At 70.1% G+C, this 16,056-nt stretch carries 12 protein-coding genes; 8 read left to right on the top strand and 4 right to left on the bottom strand.

Translation table 11 applies throughout. The annotated features are described in order from the left end of the window. Window positions 1–334: 334 nt before the first annotated feature. Both FDP22_RS24260 and FDP22_RS24255 read right to left on the bottom strand, forming a co-directional pair. Entirely contained in the window at window positions 335–619 is a 285-nt protein-coding gene (locus FDP22_RS24260) for a hypothetical protein (RefSeq protein ID WP_138579007.1), read from the bottom strand. 521 nt (window positions 620–1,140) lie between these two features. Beyond that, window positions 1,141–1,812: a GntR family transcriptional regulator gene (locus FDP22_RS24255; protein WP_138579005.1), complete on the bottom strand. Its 672-nt coding sequence runs from the start codon at window positions 1,810–1,812 to the stop codon at window positions 1,141–1,143. 114 nt (window positions 1,813–1,926) lie between these two features. On the opposite strand from FDP22_RS24255, the gene FDP22_RS24250 reads away from it, so the two are divergent. The 8 genes from FDP22_RS24250 to FDP22_RS24215 all read left to right on the top strand — a co-directional run bounded on the left by FDP22_RS24250 (window position 1,927) and on the right by FDP22_RS24215 (window position 12,380). Further along, window positions 1,927–3,447: an ABC transporter substrate-binding protein gene (locus FDP22_RS24250; RefSeq protein WP_138579003.1), complete on the top strand. Its 1,521-nt coding sequence runs from the start codon at window positions 1,927–1,929 to the stop codon at window positions 3,445–3,447. Window positions 3,448–3,520: 73 nt separating this feature from the next. After that, window positions 3,521–4,438: an ABC transporter permease gene (locus FDP22_RS24245; RefSeq protein ID WP_138579001.1), complete on the top strand. Its 918-nt coding sequence runs from the start codon at window positions 3,521–3,523 to the stop codon at window positions 4,436–4,438. Window positions 4,439–4,449: 11 nt separating this feature from the next. After that, the gene (locus FDP22_RS24240; RefSeq protein WP_138578999.1) at window positions 4,450–5,364 is read left to right on the top strand and encodes an ABC transporter permease; all 915 of its coding nucleotides are present in this window, start codon (window positions 4,450–4,452) and stop codon (window positions 5,362–5,364) included. Beyond that, window positions 5,364–7,031 carry a dipeptide ABC transporter ATP-binding protein gene (locus tag FDP22_RS24235; protein WP_138578997.1) on the top strand — a complete coding sequence of 556 codons (1,668 nt, stop codon included), beginning with the start codon at window positions 5,364–5,366 and terminating at the stop codon, window positions 7,029–7,031. The genes FDP22_RS24240 and FDP22_RS24235 overlap by 1 nt, the downstream gene beginning before the upstream one ends. Before the next feature lie 301 nt (window positions 7,032–7,332). Continuing rightward, complete coding sequence (locus tag FDP22_RS24230; RefSeq protein ID WP_138578995.1) at window positions 7,333–8,727, top strand: M20 family metallopeptidase; 1,395 nt, start codon at window positions 7,333–7,335, stop codon at window positions 8,725–8,727. Window positions 8,728–8,730: 3 nt separating this feature from the next. Beyond that, window positions 8,731–9,546, top strand: a complete 816-nt coding sequence (locus tag FDP22_RS24225) for a sulfite exporter TauE/SafE family protein (RefSeq protein WP_138578993.1) — start codon at window positions 8,731–8,733, stop codon at window positions 9,544–9,546. Further along, entirely contained in the window at window positions 9,543–10,865 is a 1,323-nt protein-coding gene (gene dsdA, locus FDP22_RS24220) for a D-serine ammonia-lyase (RefSeq protein WP_138578991.1), read from the top strand. Before FDP22_RS24225 ends, dsdA begins: the two co-directional genes overlap by 4 nt. Before the next feature lie 3 nt (window positions 10,866–10,868). Further along, window positions 10,869–12,380, top strand: a complete 1,512-nt coding sequence (locus FDP22_RS24215; protein WP_138578990.1) for an amidase — start codon at window positions 10,869–10,871, stop codon at window positions 12,378–12,380. A 154-nt stretch (window positions 12,381–12,534) separates the two neighbouring features. Here FDP22_RS24215 and FDP22_RS24210 read toward each other — a convergent pair whose 3' ends face one another. Continuing rightward, window positions 12,535–14,925 (bottom strand): transketolase, encoded by a 2,391-nt coding sequence (locus FDP22_RS24210; protein ID WP_138578988.1) that lies wholly within the window; start codon window positions 14,923–14,925, stop codon window positions 12,535–12,537. A 67-nt stretch (window positions 14,926–14,992) separates the two neighbouring features. Continuing rightward, on the bottom strand, window positions 14,993–16,012 hold the full coding sequence (locus FDP22_RS24205) for a 1-aminocyclopropane-1-carboxylate deaminase (protein WP_138578986.1): 1,020 nt from the start codon (window positions 16,010–16,012) through the stop codon (window positions 14,993–14,995). Window positions 16,013–16,056: the final 44 nt, after the last annotated feature.

Here is a 16,056-nt window from a genome sequence, read left to right as displayed (position 1 = left end):
ACAGCCGCGGGCGCTGAAGGCCAAGGCCGGGCCGCGACGGAGGCTGCCGGTGCGGGCGGCGCTGGGGCGGTTCCGCCTTGCCGGCATGCCCGGAACGGTGCGACCCCGTGGGCCCGCCACGCGGAACGCCCCCGGGCGGTGGCGCGCGCGGGGCCGGGAGGGAGGGCCCCGCAGCGGCCTCGCCGGGAAGGGGGCGCTTTGCGGGGCGGGTGCTGTTCCCGGGCCTCGGCGGGGGCGGGGCGTCGAGCGGGGTGTGCGCCGGTGGACGGGGAGAGGGCGCGCGGTAGAGGGGGGTGGCCCCGGGCGCGCGGATCAGGCGAAGAGGAAATCGTCGTCATGGCCAGCCAGCCGATGTTCTTATTCGCATGGCCGTTCTCGGCGTCGCTCGACTGCCTTCCTGCACGAAGAGCGTGGCGGCATCGCTGTCGAGGTCGCGCACCCGTAGGGCGGAGGTGTCGCCGCCGCCCATCGACTGCATCCAGGCGAGGAAATGCGGGGCATCCGGGCCGTCGATGCTGTCCGGGCAGCTCGGCGCGCTGTTGCGCTGCGTGACGGTGGAGCCGGTGAACCCGGCGACGATGTCCTCGTACTCCCCCGCCGAGACCGCGATCCAGTCCACGCACTCGGCGGCGTGGATGGTGTCCGCGGCCTCCTCCAGCGTGAGCCCGGTTTAGCTGGCGGTCCCCTCGGCGCCGAGGCTCGCGGGATCGGCAACCGGTCGCAGGCGTCCGGACGGAGCGGCATCGAACTGCGCTCCCGATGCATCGGGCACAAGAATACCGGATCGATATACGAATGATACCGAGATCATGAGAAAATTATTTGCGTTAAATTTTATTAGTAGGCGAATATTATTCGATAAAACATGATCAATAAAAATTCAATCGCGTAATATTATATTAAATTCATTACTTTTTTGAAATTTTAAAGTGCAATTTTTCGGATAAATCCCGCGATATAGGTGAATCTCGCAATCTTATCATACAGATAATCTGACATGCACCTCATGGGTGCACCGCTCTGCGCCCCGGACGGCGCGGACCCGGGCGCGAAGACGCCCCGGAACGGCCGCGCTGCGGGCAGCCGGGGGCGGCCACGATGTGCGGTTTCCCCCGGGGAGGCGGGCTTGTGCGCGGCGGCTCAGCCGGCGGAGCTGCGGCGGCCTTCCATCAGGGTGAGGTAGTCGGAATAAGTGGCGCCCAACGTGTTGACATGCAGGCGCATCAGCTCGGACGCGCGGTCCTCGTCGCCGAGGTCCATTGCCTCCAGGATGGCGGTGTGCTCGCTCATGGACTGCTCCAGCCGGCCGACCATGTCCAGCTGGCGGCGGCGGAACGGGTCCAGCCGGCGGTACAGGTTCTCGGTCTCCTCGGCCAGGAAGGCGTTTCCGGAGGCCTGGTAGATCATGTGGTGCAGCCGGTTGTTCGCGGCGTAATAGGCGTCGATCTGCCCGGCGGCCAGCGCGCTCTCGCAGTCCCGCGCCGCCTGGCCCATGTAGAGCCGCTGCGCCGCCGTCACCCGCCGGGTGGCCAGCTTCACGCACCAGCCCTCCATCTGGGCCATCATCTCGAACATCTCCACCAGCCGCGTCATCGAGGGCCGGCGCACGAAGGCGCCGCGGTTCGGAATCAGCTCCACCAGCCCCACCGCCCGCAAGGCCTGGAGCGCCTCGCGCAACGGCGTGCGCGACACGGCGAACTGTTCGGCCAAGGCAACCTCGTTGAGCTTTTCGCCGTCGAGATAATCACCTGCCGCAATTCTCTGCTCAATTTCCGTGCGGATACGGTCTGCGGGTTTCAATTTGCTGCTCATCTGGCCTTGCCCCATTGACAAGATACAATCAGGTGAGAATTGTGTACAAAAATAAAAACCGAAATGCAACGCCCAACACCACGTAAGTTACTGCAACAGCGAGGGAAATTTGCCATGAAACCGTCTGCTCTGCTCTTGAGCACCGCCCTGACCGCCCTGTCGTTGGGCACGGCCACCACCGCGCTGGCCGACAAGGCAAGCGATACGCTCAACCTGGCCTTCAGCAAGGAACTCGAGACCGTCGACGTCTACTTCAACACCGCGCGCGAAGGCCTGCTGATGGACCACGCCGTGTGGGACGGCCTGCTCTACCGCAACCCGGAGACCGGCGAGTACGAGGGCAACCTGGCCACGGAGTGGACCTGGATCGACGATGTCACGATGGAATTCAAGCTCCGCCAGGGCGTGAAATTCCACAACGGCGAGCCGTTCACCGCCGATGACGTGGTCTACACCGTGGGTTTCGTCACCAACCCCGAGAACGGTGTGAAGAACACCGCCACCGTGGGCTGGATGGACCATGCCGAGAAGATCGACGATTACACCGTCCGCATCATCCTCAAGGCGCCCTTCCCGGCGGCGGAGGAGTATCTCGCCGGCCCGCTGGCGATGTACCCGGACGAATACTATGCCGAGGTCGGCCCCACCGGCATGGGCATGAAGCCCGTCGGCACCGGCCCGATGAAGATCACCGAGCTTGAGCCCGGCAAGCACTACACGCTGGAGCGCAACGACGATTACTTCGACGGGCCGAAGGGCCATTCGGCAATCGCGAAGGTCGACATCCGCACCATTCCCGACGTGAACACCCAGATCGCCGAATTCTTCAACGGCACGCTGGACTTCCTGTGGAACGTGCCCGCCGACCAGGCCGAGAAGCTGGGGCAGATGGACGCCTACACGGTGGTGAATGCCCCGGCCATGCGCATCGGCTACCTCACCATGGACGCCGCCGGCCGCGCGGACCCGGAGGGCCCGATGACCAAGGAGAAGGTCCGCCAGGCGATCTACCATGCCATCGACCGGCAGACCATCCTGGACGCGCTGGTCAAGGGCTCCTCCAAGGTGATCGACAGCGCCTGCGCCCCGGTGCAGTTCGCCTGCGCGCAGGACCTGCCCACCTATGACTACGACCCGGAGAAGGCGAAGGCCCTGCTGGCCGAGGCCGGCTACCCGGACGGCTTCACCATCGACTTCTACGCCTACCGCGACCGGCCCTACGCCGAGGCGATGATGGGCTATCTGGAGGCCGTGGGCATCAAGACCAACCTCGTCTACATGCAGTATTCCGCCCTGCGCGAGAAGCGCATGAAGGGTGAGGTGCCGCTCTCCTTCCTCACCTGGGGCTCGAACTCGGTGGCCGATGCCTCCGCGAGCACCGGCGAGTTCTTCACCGGCTCGGACCGCGATGACGCCCAGGACCCGGAGATCATCAAGTGGATCGGCGAGGCGGATTCCACCACCGACCGCGAGAAGCGCAAGGCCCTCTACAAGCAGGTGCTCACCAAGATCGTGGACGAGGCCTACTGGGTGCCGCTGTTCACCTACAACGTGAACTACGTGCTGGGCCCGGACGTGGCCTACACCCCCACGGATGACGAGATCGTCCGCTTCTACGCCTTCGACTGGAAGTAGGCAGCCCTTCGCCCGGGCCGGCACGCTCCGGCCCGGGCCTCTTCTCCCCTCACGGGCAGGCAGGACCCAGGACATGTTTCTATTCATCCTCAAGCGGCTGGTGCTGGCGATCTGCGTGGCACTCACCGTGTCGGCGATCAGCTTCGGGCTGCTCTACATGGCGGGCGACCCGGCTGTCGCCATCGCCGGCGAGAACGCCTCGCAGCAGGACGTGGACGCCATCACCGCACGCTACGGCTTCGACCGCCCGCTGCTGGTGCAATACGGCGCCTGGCTGGGCGGCGCGCTCTCGGGCGACCTCGGGCGCTCGTGGTACTTCGACCTGCCGGTGGCCGATCTCGTGTCCGACCGCCTGGGCGTGACCATGCTGCTGGGCGTGCTCGCCATCAGTTTCGCGCTGCTGCTCGCCATCCCGATGGGCGTGGCCGCGGCCATGCGCCCGAATTCGCTGATCGACCGCGCGGCGCTGTTCATCTCGGTGGTGGGGCAGGCGATCCCGTCGTTCTGGTTCGGGCTCATCCTGATCGTGGTCTTCTCGATCAACCTCGGGCTGGTGCCGGCCTCCGGCTCGACCACCTGGAAGCATTTCATCCTGCCCACCGTGGTGCTGGGCTACTACGCCACCCCGGCCATCATGCGCCTCACCCGCGCGGGCATGCTGGAGGTGCTCTCGGCGGATTACATCCGCACCGCCCGGGCCAAGGGGCTGAGCGGCCGCAAGGTGCTGTTCAAACACGCGCTGCGCAATGCGATCATCCCGGTGATCTCGCTGGCGGCGGTGCAGATGGGCTTCATGCTCGGCGGCTCCATCGTGGTCGAGTCGATCTTCGCGCTGCACGGGGCGGGCTTCCTCGCCTGGGAATCGATCGGTCGCAACGACCTTCCGGTGATGCAGGCGCTGATCCTCATCTTCTCGCTGTTCTACATCCTTTTCACCTTCTTTGCCGATGTGTTGAACGCGTGGATGGACCCGCGCCTGCGCGTGGGCTGAGGGAGAGCACCATGACGGATACAACCCTCGCCCCCGCCCCCGGCCCCGCGGCGGCCGCGGCCCCGGCGCCGCTCTCCCCGCGTCAGGCGATGCTGCGCCGCGCGCTGCGCCACCGCGGGCTGCTGTTCGGCCTTGCCGTGATGCTGGTCATCGTGGTGGTGGCGGTCTTCGCGCCGCTGCTGACCATCTACAGCCCCTACGACCAGAGCCTGCTGGCGCGGATGAAGCCGCCGGTGTTCCTCGGCGGAGCGGAGGAACACTGGCTGGGCACCGACGCGCTGGGGCGCGACTTCTGGGCCCGGCTGGCCTATGGAGCGCGCATCTCGCTGATGATCGGGCTGTTCGCGGCCGTGATCTCGGCGCTCATCGGCTCCGTTCTGGGCATCCTGGCCGGGTATTTCGGCGGCAAGGTCGACCTCGCGGTCACCTTCCTCATCAACGTCCGCCTCGCCATGCCGGTGGTGCTGGTGGCGCTGGCAGTGGTGGCGCTGTTCGGCGGCTCGCTCACCGTGGTGATCCTGGTGCTGGGCCTCCTGCTGTGGGACCGCTTCGCCGTGGTGCTGCGCGCCGCGACGATGCAGGTGCGCAAGCTCGAATACGTGGCCGCAGCGGAGGTACTGGGCGCCTCCCTGCCCCGGGTGCTGTGGAAGGACATCCTGCCCAACGTGATGAACCACCTCATCGTGATCTTCACGCTGGAGATGGCGCACGCCATCATCCTGGAGGCGGCGCTCTCCTTCCTCGGGCTGGGCGTGCAGCCGCCCACCCCCTCCTGGGGGCTGATGATCTCGGAGGGCAGGACCATGCTGCTGTTCGAGCCCTGGATGATCACCATTCCCGGCGTGGCGCTGTTCTTCCTCGTCCTGTCGATCAACATGCTGGGCGACGGCGTGCGCGATGTCACCGCCCCGGAGGGCCGCAACTGATGACCGATCCGATCCTGTCGATCCGCGGCCTCACCGTGGACCTGCCGCCGCGCGCCGACCGTGCCCATGCGGTGGAGGGCCTCACGCTGGAGATCCAGCCGCGCGAGATCGTCTGCATCGTGGGCGAGAGCGGCTCCGGCAAGTCCATCACCGCCTTCACCACGATGGGCCTGCTGCCGCGCGCGCTCACCCCCTCCGCCGGAGAGGTGATCTTCGAGGGCCGCGACCTGCTGAAGCTCTCGCCCGGCGCCCATGCGAAGCTGCGCGGATCGCGCATGGCGATGATCTTCCAGGAGCCGATGTCGGCGCTGAACCCGTGCTACACGGTCGGCGATCAGATCGAGGAGATGTTCGAGAGCCATACCGACCTGCCCCGGGCCGAGCGGCGCGCCCGCACCATGCGCCTGCTCGAGGAGGTGCGCCTGCCGGAGCCGGAGCGCATCTATTCCTCCTACCCGCACCAGCTCTCGGGCGGCCAGCGCCAGCGCATCGTGATCGCGATGGCACTCGCCCTCGACCCGGCGCTGCTGATCGCCGACGAGCCGACCACGGCGCTGGACCTCTCCACCCAGGCGCAGATCCTGCACCTGCTCAAGGAGCTGCGGGAGAAGCACTCCGCCGGCATCATGTTCGTGACCCATGACTTCGACGTGGTCGCCGAGATCGCCGACCGCGTGGTGGTGATGCAGCACGGCCGCATCGTGGAGCAGGGCACGGCGGAGGAGGTGCTCAACCGCCCCCGCCACCCCTATACCCGCCTGCTGATCGACGCGGTGCCGCGCCGCACCCGCGCGGTGCATGCCAGCCTCGACGGCCGCCCGGAAGTGCTGCGCGTGGAGGGGCTGAACAAGACCTACCACGTGAAGGGCACGATGTTCCGCGCCTCGCGCACCGTGGCGGCCTGCCGCGACATCCGCTTCTCCGTGCGCCGCGGCGAGACGCTGGGCATCGTGGGCGAGAGCGGCTCGGGCAAGTCCACCCTGGTCAAATGCCTGATCCGGCTGGAAGACCCGGACAGCGGCTCGGTCTGGGTGGGGGCGGATGACATCGCCGCCTATTCCCGCCGCGCGCTGCACCGCTTCCGCAAGCAGATCCAGATCGTGTTCCAGGACCCGTACGGCTCGCTCAACCCGCGCCGGACCATCGGGGACCAGCTCGTCGAGGGCCCGGTGAATTTCGGCGAGAACCGGGCCGAGGCGATGGAGCGCGCGCGCGAGCTGATGCGCATCGTGCGGCTGGACCCGGAGGTGCTGAACCGCTACCCGAACCAGTTCTCCGGCGGCCAGCGCCAGCGAATCTGCATCGCCCGCGCCCTGATGGTCGGGCCCAAGGTGCTGATCGCGGACGAGGCGGTCTCCGCCCTCGACGTCTCGGTGCAGAAGGAGGTGCTGAAGCTGCTGAACGAGATCCGGGACCGCATGGGCCTCACCGTGCTGTTCATCACGCATGACCTGCGCGTGGCCGCCCAGGTCTGCGACAATCTCATCGTGATGCAGGACGGCGAGATCGTGGAGCGCGGCTCGGTGGACGCGGTGTTCGGCGCGCCCTCGCACCCCTACACCCGCAAGCTGCTGGACGCCCAGCCCGGCCAGGGCTGGGTGGTGCCCGACACCTCGAAGCTGCCCCCCGCGCCGGACCTCGCGCCCGGCGCGCGCAGCCTCGCATGAGACGCGCCGGCCCCGGCGCGGCCCCGCGCACCGGTGCACCCGCCGGGCGCTGCGCCGCAGCCCTGCGCGCCCGGGCCTGCCCGGGCACCGCACGGCGCCCGCACGCCCGGCCCGGCACCAGCGGGCGCCGCCCGGGCGAAACCGGGCCGCAGCCCGGCACCTGAGCGCATCCGCGACCGGGCCGGCCCCGCCCCACCCCGGGCACCGGCCCCGGACCCCGCCCGCGCGCCCGCGCGGGCCGGCCCCTTCCGGCCCGCCCTCCGGCGCGGACCATCCAGAGACAGACACCGACGAGGCAGAGATGAGCACACGTGACGCGGCGCTGAAGGTCAGCGCGGAATATTTCGACAAGGGCGGCTTCCAGGCCGACCTCGCCCGGCTGGTGGCCTTCCCGACCGAGAGCCAGGAGGCCCATGGCGCGCCGCACCTGATGGACTATCTCACGCAGGCGATGATCCCGATGCTCACCGGCATGGGGTTCACCACGCAGCTTCACGAGAACCCCGCCGGCGCCGGCCCCATCCTCACCGCCGAACGCATCGAGGACCCCGCCCTGCCCACGGTGCTGAGCTACGGCCACGGCGACGTGATCCGCGCCCAGACCGACCAGTGGCGCGCGGGCCTCGCCCCCTTCGAGCTGATCGAGGAGGGCGAGCGGCTCTACGGCCGCGGCACCGCGGACAACAAGAGCCAGCACCTGATCAACCTGCGCGCCTGGGCGGCGCTGATCGAGGCGAACGGGCGCCTGGGCTTCAACGCCAAGGTGCTGATCGAGATGGGCGAGGAATCCGGCTCCCCCGGGCTCAAGGCCTTCTGCGAGGCGCAGCGGGCGCTGCTGGCGGCGGACGTGTTCATCGCCTCGGACGGCCCGCGCCTCTCCCCCGCACGGCCGACGATCTTCACCGGCTCGCGCGGCGGCGTGATGTTCGACCTGGTGGTGGAGCTGCGCGAGGGCGCGCACCACTCCGGCAACTTCGGCGGGCTGCTGGCGGACCCGGCGATCATCCTCGCCCATGCGCTGGCCAGCATCACCGACCGGCGCGGCCAGATCCGCGTGCCCGAGTGGCGCCCCGACAGCCTGACCCCGCGCATCCGCGAGGTGCTCGCGGTGCTGCCGCCGGTGGAAGCCGGCATCCCGCTCGACGCGGACTGGGGCGAGGAGAGCCTCACCCCCGCCGAGCGCGTGTTCGGCTGGAACAGTTTCGCCGTGCTCGCGATGACCTCCGGCGTGCCCGCGGCCCCGGTGAACGCCATCGCCGGCCGGGCCCGCGCCACCTGCCAGCTCCGCCACGTGGTCGGCACGCCGGTGGAGGACATCCTGCCCGCCCTGCGCCGTCACCTGGACGCCGAGGGCTTCGACAGGGTGAAGATCGTCCCGGCGAACCGCGGCAGCTTCCCCGCCACCCGGCTGGACCCGGACCACCCCTGGGTGCGCTTCACCTCCCGGTCGCTGGAGCAGACCACCGGCCTCGCGCCGCACCTGCTGCCCAACCTCGGCGGCTCGCTGCCCAATGACTGCTTCGCCGACGTGCTGGGCCTGCCGACGATCTGGGTGCCGCACAGCTATGCCGGCTGCTCGCAGCACGCGCCGGACGAGCACATCCTCAAGCCGCTGGCCCGCCAGGCCCTGCTGGGCATGACCGGCCTCTTCGCCGACATCGCCGCCGCCACGGACCTGCCGGGCAAGGACGCCTGATCCATGTCCGACATACTGACCCTGCTCGCGCTCATCACCGCATCGGGCGCGGTGGCGGGCATCATCTCCGGGCTGCTGGGCGTCGGCGGGGGGATCATCCTCGTTCCGGCGTTCCTCTACGTGTTCGGCGCGCTCGGCTATCACCCGGCCCAGCTCATGCAGATCTGCGTGGCCACCTCCACGGGCACGATCATCTTCACCTCGCTGCGCTCCGTTCTGGCCCATCACAAGCGCGGTGCGGTGAGCGTGGCGCTGATCCGCGGCTGGGGGCCGTTCATCGCGCTCGGCGCCGTGGGCGGCGTGTTCGCGGCCGCGGCGCTGCGCTCGGCCGAGCTGCAGCTGGTCTTCGGATGCATCGGCGTGACGCTGGGGCTCTACATGGCCTTCGGCCGGCGGCACTGGCGCATCTCCGACACCCCGCCGGGCCGTATGCTCAGCGCGCTCTACGGCGGCACCATCGGCTTTCTCTCCGCGCTCATGGGCATCGGCGGCGGCTCCTTCACCGTGCCGCTGCTCACCGCCTACAACATCTCGCCGCATCGGGCGGTGGCCACCTCGCCGGGCTTCGGCCTGCTGATCTCGGTGCCCGCCTTCCTCACCTTCCTGCTCACCGGCTGGCACGTGGCGGGCAAGCCGCCCTTCACCGTGGGCTACGTGAACCTTCCGGCCGTGGTGCTCATCATGTTCACCTCGCTGCTCACCGTGCCGCTGGGCGTGCGGCTGGCGCACCGGCTTTCGCCGGCGCAGCTGCGCATCGTCTTCGCCTGCACGCTGCTGCTGCTGGCCGGGAACATGCTGCGCAAGGGCCTGATGTCATGACCGCGCCGGAGACACCCGTCCTCGCCCGCGTCCGCGCCGGCCAGCCCACGCTCTGGACCAACCCGGACTATGCGCCGGAGCCGGACCCGGAGGCCGCCGCCGGCCTCGCCACCGCCGTGGCCGACTGGCAGGCCATCGCACCACTGCTCGCCGCGCTGTTCCCCGAGCTGGGGCCGGCGGGGACCATCACCTCCGATCTCATCGACATCGGCGCCCTGCGCGCGCCGCTGGGCTATGACACCCCGGCCGTCGGGCCGCTGCTGCTCAAGGCCGACCATGCGCTGCCGGTGGCAGGCTCGGTGAAGGCGCGCGGCGGGGTGTTCGAGGTGGTGATGACCGCCATCGCCCAGGCCCGCGCCGCCGGTCTGCTCCGCCCGGGGGAGAGCCCGGCCGCCCTGCTCTCCCCGCAGGCGCGCGCCTTCTTCGCGGCGCGCTCCGTCGCGGTGGGGTCCACGGGAAACCTCGGCCTCAGCGTCGGCATCGCGGCGCGCGCGCTGGGATACCGCGCCGTGGTCCACATGTCCGCCGACGCGAAGGCCTGGAAAGTGGAGCGCCTGCGCGCCCTGGGGGTGGAGGTGGTCCGCCACGCGGCCGACTACACTTCCGCCGTTGCCGCGGCCCGGGCGGCCTCGGAGGCCGACCCGCTGTCCGCCTTCGTCGATGACGAGGATTCCGAGCTGCTGTTTCGCGGCTACAGCGCCGCGGCGCGCGAGCTTGCCGGCCAGCTCGACGCCCTGGGCCTGACGATCGGCCCGGAGCGCCCGCTGCTGCTCTACCTGCCCTGCGGCATCGGCGGCGCGCCGGGCGGCGTGGCCTGGGGGGCGCGGGGCATGTTCGGGCCGGATGTGCACCCGTTCTTCGTGGAGCCGGTGCAGTCCCCCTCCGCCCTCGTGCAGATGGCGCGCGGGGTGGAGGTGCCCAGCTCGGTCTACGACCTCGGCCTGAGCAACCGCACCGAGGCCGACGGCATGGCCGTCGCCACCATGTCCGCCCTCGTGGCGCGGCGGATGACCCGCCGGCTCGCCGGGGTGTTCACGGTGGGCGACGACGACCTGCTGCGCAGCCTCGCCCTCGCGCATGACACCGCCGGGCTGCGGCTGGAACCCTCCGCGGCCGCGGGCTTCGCCGGGCCGCACTTCACCGCGCTCAGCCCGCAGGGCGCCGGCTTCCGCGCCCGCCACCTGCCGCCGGAGCGCGCCGCACAGGCGGTGCATGTCGTCTGGGCCACCGGCGGCAGCTTCGTGCCGGACGCCCGGTTCCGCGGCTTCCTCGACGCCGGGCGCGCGCTCGGCACCTCCCTCGACTTCAGCAGGACCTGACCGATGACCTCCTCCTCTCCCCCCTCCGACCCGGCCGACCTCGGCGCCCTGGACGCCCGCCGCCTGATCGCGCGCAAGGCCCTCTCGCCGGTGGAGCTGGCGGAGGCCTGCATCGCCCGGGTGGAGGCGCTGGACCACGCGGTGAACGCCGTCGTGGCGCGGAACTTCGACGGGCTGCGCGCCGGCGCACGGGCGGCGGAAGCGGCGGTGATGTCCGGTGCGCCGCTCGGCGCCCTGCACGGCCTGCCCTTCGGCGTGAAGGACATGATCGACGTCGCCGGCCTGCCCACCACCTACGGCTCGGAGATCTTCCGCGACAACATCGCGGTGAAGGACGACGCCATCGTGGCCGCGATGCGCGCCGCCGGGGCCACCCCGATCGGCAAGACCAACAACCCCGAGTGGAGCGCCGGCGGCAACACCCGCAACCGCGTCTACGGGGTGACCCCGAACCCGCATGACCTCACGCGCACCTGCGCGGGCTCCTCTGGCGGCTCCGCGGTGGCGCTGGCCTGCGGATACGCGCCGCTCGCCACCGGCTCGGACACCGGCGGCAGCCTGCGCAACCCGGCGGCCTATTGCGGCGTGGTGGGCTTCCGCCCCTCCCCCGGCGTGGTGCCCGGCGACACGCGCCCGATGGCGCTGCTGCCCATGCCCACCTCCGGCCCGATGGCCCGCTCGGTGGCCGATGCCGGGCTGATGCTCAGCGTCCTCGCCCGCCCGGACCGGGCCGACCCCTCCACCCCGGTGCTCGACGGCCGCACCCCGTGGCAGCCCACGGCCTTTGCCGCCCTGCCGCGCCGCGACCTCTCGAGCCTGCGCATCGCCGCGACGGAGGATTTCGGCTTCGCCCCCACCGAGGCCCTGGTGCGCGCGCAGTTCCGCCGCATCCTGCCGCAGATCGCCCCCGCCTTCGCCGGAATCGAGGAGGCCACGCCGGACTGCACCCACGCGGACCGGATCTTCTCCGTGCTGCGCGCGGTGCAGTTCCTGGGCAAGCACGCGGAGCTGGTGGACACGCAGCCCGGCCGCGTCGGCCCCAATGTCACCGAGAACGTGGCCGAAGGCCGGCGCTACTCCGCGGAGGACGTGGCGCAGGCGCTCTCCCTGCAGGGGGTCTACTACCGCAACTGGCAGCGCTTCTTCGAGACCACGCCCTACCTGATCTCGCCCGCCGTCACCCTCAGCCCGCGGCCCTGGCGCGAGCTCTACCCGACGGAAATCGACGGCACGCCGACGCTGAGCTACTATCACTGGCTGGCGATGGCCTATGCCTCGACCATTCCGGGGCACCCCTCGATCACCATTCCCTGCGGGCGGGACGCGAACGGCATGCCCTTCGGCCTGCAGATCGTCGGCCGCCGGAACGACGATCTCGGCGTGCTGGCCGTGGCCGCTGAGCTTGAGGCGGTGATCGCCGGCCTGCCGGACCTCGCCCCGCGCGGGCCCGATCTCGCCGCCCTGCGCGCCGCCCCGCCGATCTCCGCCGCCGAAGGGTTTCTCAACTTCGAGTGACCGGCCGGAGCCGGAAAGCCCGCTCCCCCGGGCGCCGGAGAGGCTGCTATGAGGGTCCCTCCCGCTCGGCACGGCACCGCGCCGCCCGGGGACCGGGCGGCGCGGGCTGCCCCCTGCACTGGCGCGTGGATTGCCGCGTGCGCGGCGCGCGCGGTCAGTCGCTCGGGGCGGTGGACCAGCGGGCGGCGCGGCGGCCCTCGGTGAGGGCGCTCACGGAATTGGCCAGCGCGTAGCGGTCCAGCCCGTAATGACGGTAGAGGTCGCCGATCGTGCCGGTCTGGCCGAAATGCTCCACCCCGTGCGCCAGCGTGCGATGGCCCGCCACCGACCCGAGCCAGGAGAGCGTGGCCGGGTGGCCGTCGATCACCGTGACCAGGGTGCACTCGCGCGGCAGCGGCTCCAGCAGGGTTTCCACATGCGCGCGGGCGGCGGTGACACCGCGGGCCCGGGCGCGCTGCGCCGCGGTCCAGCCGGCGTTCAGCCGGTCGGCGGAGGTGACGGCCAGCACGCCGATGTCGCGCCGCACCTCGCCGATCATCCCGGCGGCGGCGATGGCCTCGTCGGCCACCGCGCCCTGGTAGGCGATGACGATCGAGCAGTTCGGCCCCGGCCGGCGCAGCCAGTAGGCCCCGTCGATGGCACCCTGGCGGAACGCATCGTCCACCCGCTGCCCGGGCTGCTCCAGCGGCTTGGTGGTGAGGCGCAGGTAGACGGAGCCTCCGGTCTCGTCGCGCAGCCAGGTGCGCTCGTCCGGGTCGCCCTCACCGTCGCGCTGCATGTAGTCGAAGGCCCAGGCCATGATGACGGCCAGTTCATCGGCGAAGGCGGGCTCGAAGGCGGCCAGCCCGTCCTGGCTCATGCCGATCAGCGGCGTGCCGACGGACTGGTGCGCGCCGCCCTCCGGCGCCAGCGTGACGCCCGAGGGCGTGCCGACGATCATGAAGCGCGCGTCCTGGTAGCAGGCGTAGTTCAGCGCATCGAGGCCACGGTTCACGAACGGGTCATACACCGTGCCCACCGGCAGCAACCGCTTGCCGAACAGGCTGTGCGACAGGCCCGCCGCCCCCAGCAGCAGGAAGAGGTTCATCTCCGCGATGCCCAGCTCCAGGTGCTGGCCCTCCGGCGCGAAGGCCCATTTCGCGGTGGAGGGGATGCGGTGGGTGGCGAAGGCATCGGCGCGCGGCGTGCGCGCGAAGAGCTGGCGCCGGTTTACCCAGGGGCCGAGCCCGGTGGTGCCCGTCACGTCCGGCGAGGTGGTGAGCAGGCGCTCGGCCAGCGTGCTGTCGCCGCGCGCCAGCCGGTCGAGGATCTTGCCGAAGGCCATCTGGGTGGAGACCACCGCGTCCGACGGCGCGGGCAGCGCGGGCACGGCGATCCGCGCATCGCCCAGCCGCCGCGGGCCCTCGGCGAAGAACGGCACCCGCGCGAGGAAGGCCGAGAGGCCCTCCGGGTCCTGCACGCCGGCCATCGGCTCCCATTCCGCGCCCTCCGGCACGCCCATGTGGCGCTGCCAGCCGGCGAACTGGTCCCTGGTCATCAGCCCGCCGTGGTTGTCCTTGTGCCCGGCTATGGGCGTGCCCCAGCCCTTGATGGTGTAGGCGAGAAAGCACGTCGGCCGGTCATGCTCCACCGCCGCGAACACGGAGGCCAGCGTCTCCACGCAATTGCCGCCGAGGGTCTCCATCAGGGCCGAGAGCTCCGCGTCCGAGCGCCGGTCCAGCAGCGCGGTCACGTCGCCCTGGTCGCCGAGATCCTCCATCAGCCGCTCGCGCCACTTTGCGCCGCCCATGTAGGTGAGGGCGGAATACTCCTGGTTCGGGCAGCGGTCGATCCAGTCCCGCAGCTTCTCGCCGCCGGGCTCCAGGAATGCGGCGCGCTGCAGGGCGCCGTATTTCACCCGCACCACGTCCCAGCCGAAGGCCTCGAAGATCTTCACGATGCGCCCGAACAGCCCCTCGCGCACGATGCCGTCCAGCGACTGGCGATTGTAGTCGATCACCCACCAAACGTTGCGCAGATCGTGCTTCCAGCCCTCCTGCAGGGTCTCGTAGACATTGCCCTCGTCCAGCTCGGCGTCGCCCACCAGCGCCACCATGCGGCCCAGCCGCTCCAGCCCGCCCCAGCCCTTGGCGGCCACGTAATCCTGCACCAGCGAGGCGAAGGAGGTCATCGCCACCCCGAGCCCGACGGAGCCGGTGGAGAAATCCACGTCGTCCACGTCCTTGGTGCGCGAGGGATAGCTCTGCACGCCCCCGAAGCCGCGGAAGGCCTCCATCTTCTCGCGCGGGAGGTTCCCCATCAGGTACTGCATGGCGTGGAAGACCGGCGAGGCATGCGGCTTCACCGCCACCCGGTCCTCCGGCCGCAGGGCCGAGAAGTAGAGCGCGGTGATGATCGAGACCATGGAGGCCGAGCTGGCCTGGTGCCCGCCCACCTTGATGCCGTCCACCTTCGGACGGACATGGTTCGCGTGATGGATCATCCAGTGCGACAGCCAGAGCAGGCGCTGTTCGACGGTCTTCAGGCGGGCGGCGTCATCGGTCATGTCACGGGGCTCCCTGGGGGGCGCGGCGCCCCCGGGCGGGGCGCTGCGGATGCGCAGTCGGGCGGGCTCAGCCCTCCTTGTAGTAGTAGCTGTAGCCGTTCAGCGCCGGGGCGCCGCCGAGGTGAGCGTAAAGCACTTTCGAGCCCTCGGGAAAGAAACCCTTCCGGGTGAGGTCGATCATGCCCTGCATGGACTTGCCCTCGTACACCGGGTCGGTGATCATCGCCTCGGTGCGCGCGGCGAGGCGGATGGCGTCGTTCGTCTCCTGCGAGGGCACGCCATAGGCGGGGTAGGCGTAATCCTCGTTGATGACGATCTCGTCCTCGCGGACGGCGCGGCCCAGGCCCACCAGCTCGGCGGTGTTGTCCACGATGGAGCGCACCTGAGCGCGGGTCTGGACCGGGGTAAAGGAGGCGTCGATGCCGATCACCCGGTCCGCGCGGTCCTGCGCGGCGAAGCCCACGATCATCCCGCCCTGGGTGGAGCCGGTCACCACGCAGACCACGATGTAGTCGAATTTGAAGCCCAGTTCGGCCTCCTGCTGCGCCACTTCCTCGGCGAAGCCGATGTAGCCGAGCGCGCCGTACTTGTGCACCGAGGCGCCGGCGGGAATGGCGTAGGGCTTGCCGCCCGCGTCCTTCACGGACTGGATGGCGTTCTCCCAGCTCTGGCGGATGCCGATGTCGAACCCGTCGTCCACCAGCCGCGAATCCGCGCCCATCAGCCGGGTCATCAGGATGTTGCCGACGCGGTCATAGACGGCATCGTAATGCGGCACCCATTTCTCCTGCACCACGACGCATTTCATGCCGATCTTGGCCGCGGTGGCCGCGACCATGCGGGTATGGTTGGACTGCACGCCGCCGATGGAGACCAGCGTGTCCGCGCCTTCCTTCAGCGCATCGGGCACGATGTATTCGAGCTTGCGCAGCTTGTTGCCGCCCATGGCGAGGCCGGAGTTGCAATCCTCGCGCTTGGCATAGAATTCCACCTTGCCGCCGAGGGCCTCGGAGAGCCGGGGCAGGTGTTCGATGGGCGTCGGCCCGAAGGTGAGGGGATAACGGTCGAATTTCTCGAGCAGCGACATGCGGCGTCTCCTGGTTGCGATCTGCCGAAGCGTAGCAAGAGCCA

This window comes from Paroceanicella profunda (assembly GCF_005887635.2).
In the GTDB taxonomy this organism is placed as follows: domain Bacteria; phylum Pseudomonadota; class Alphaproteobacteria; order Rhodobacterales; family Rhodobacteraceae; genus Paroceanicella; species Paroceanicella profunda.
This window is presented reverse-complemented; position numbering and strand designations above follow the sequence as displayed.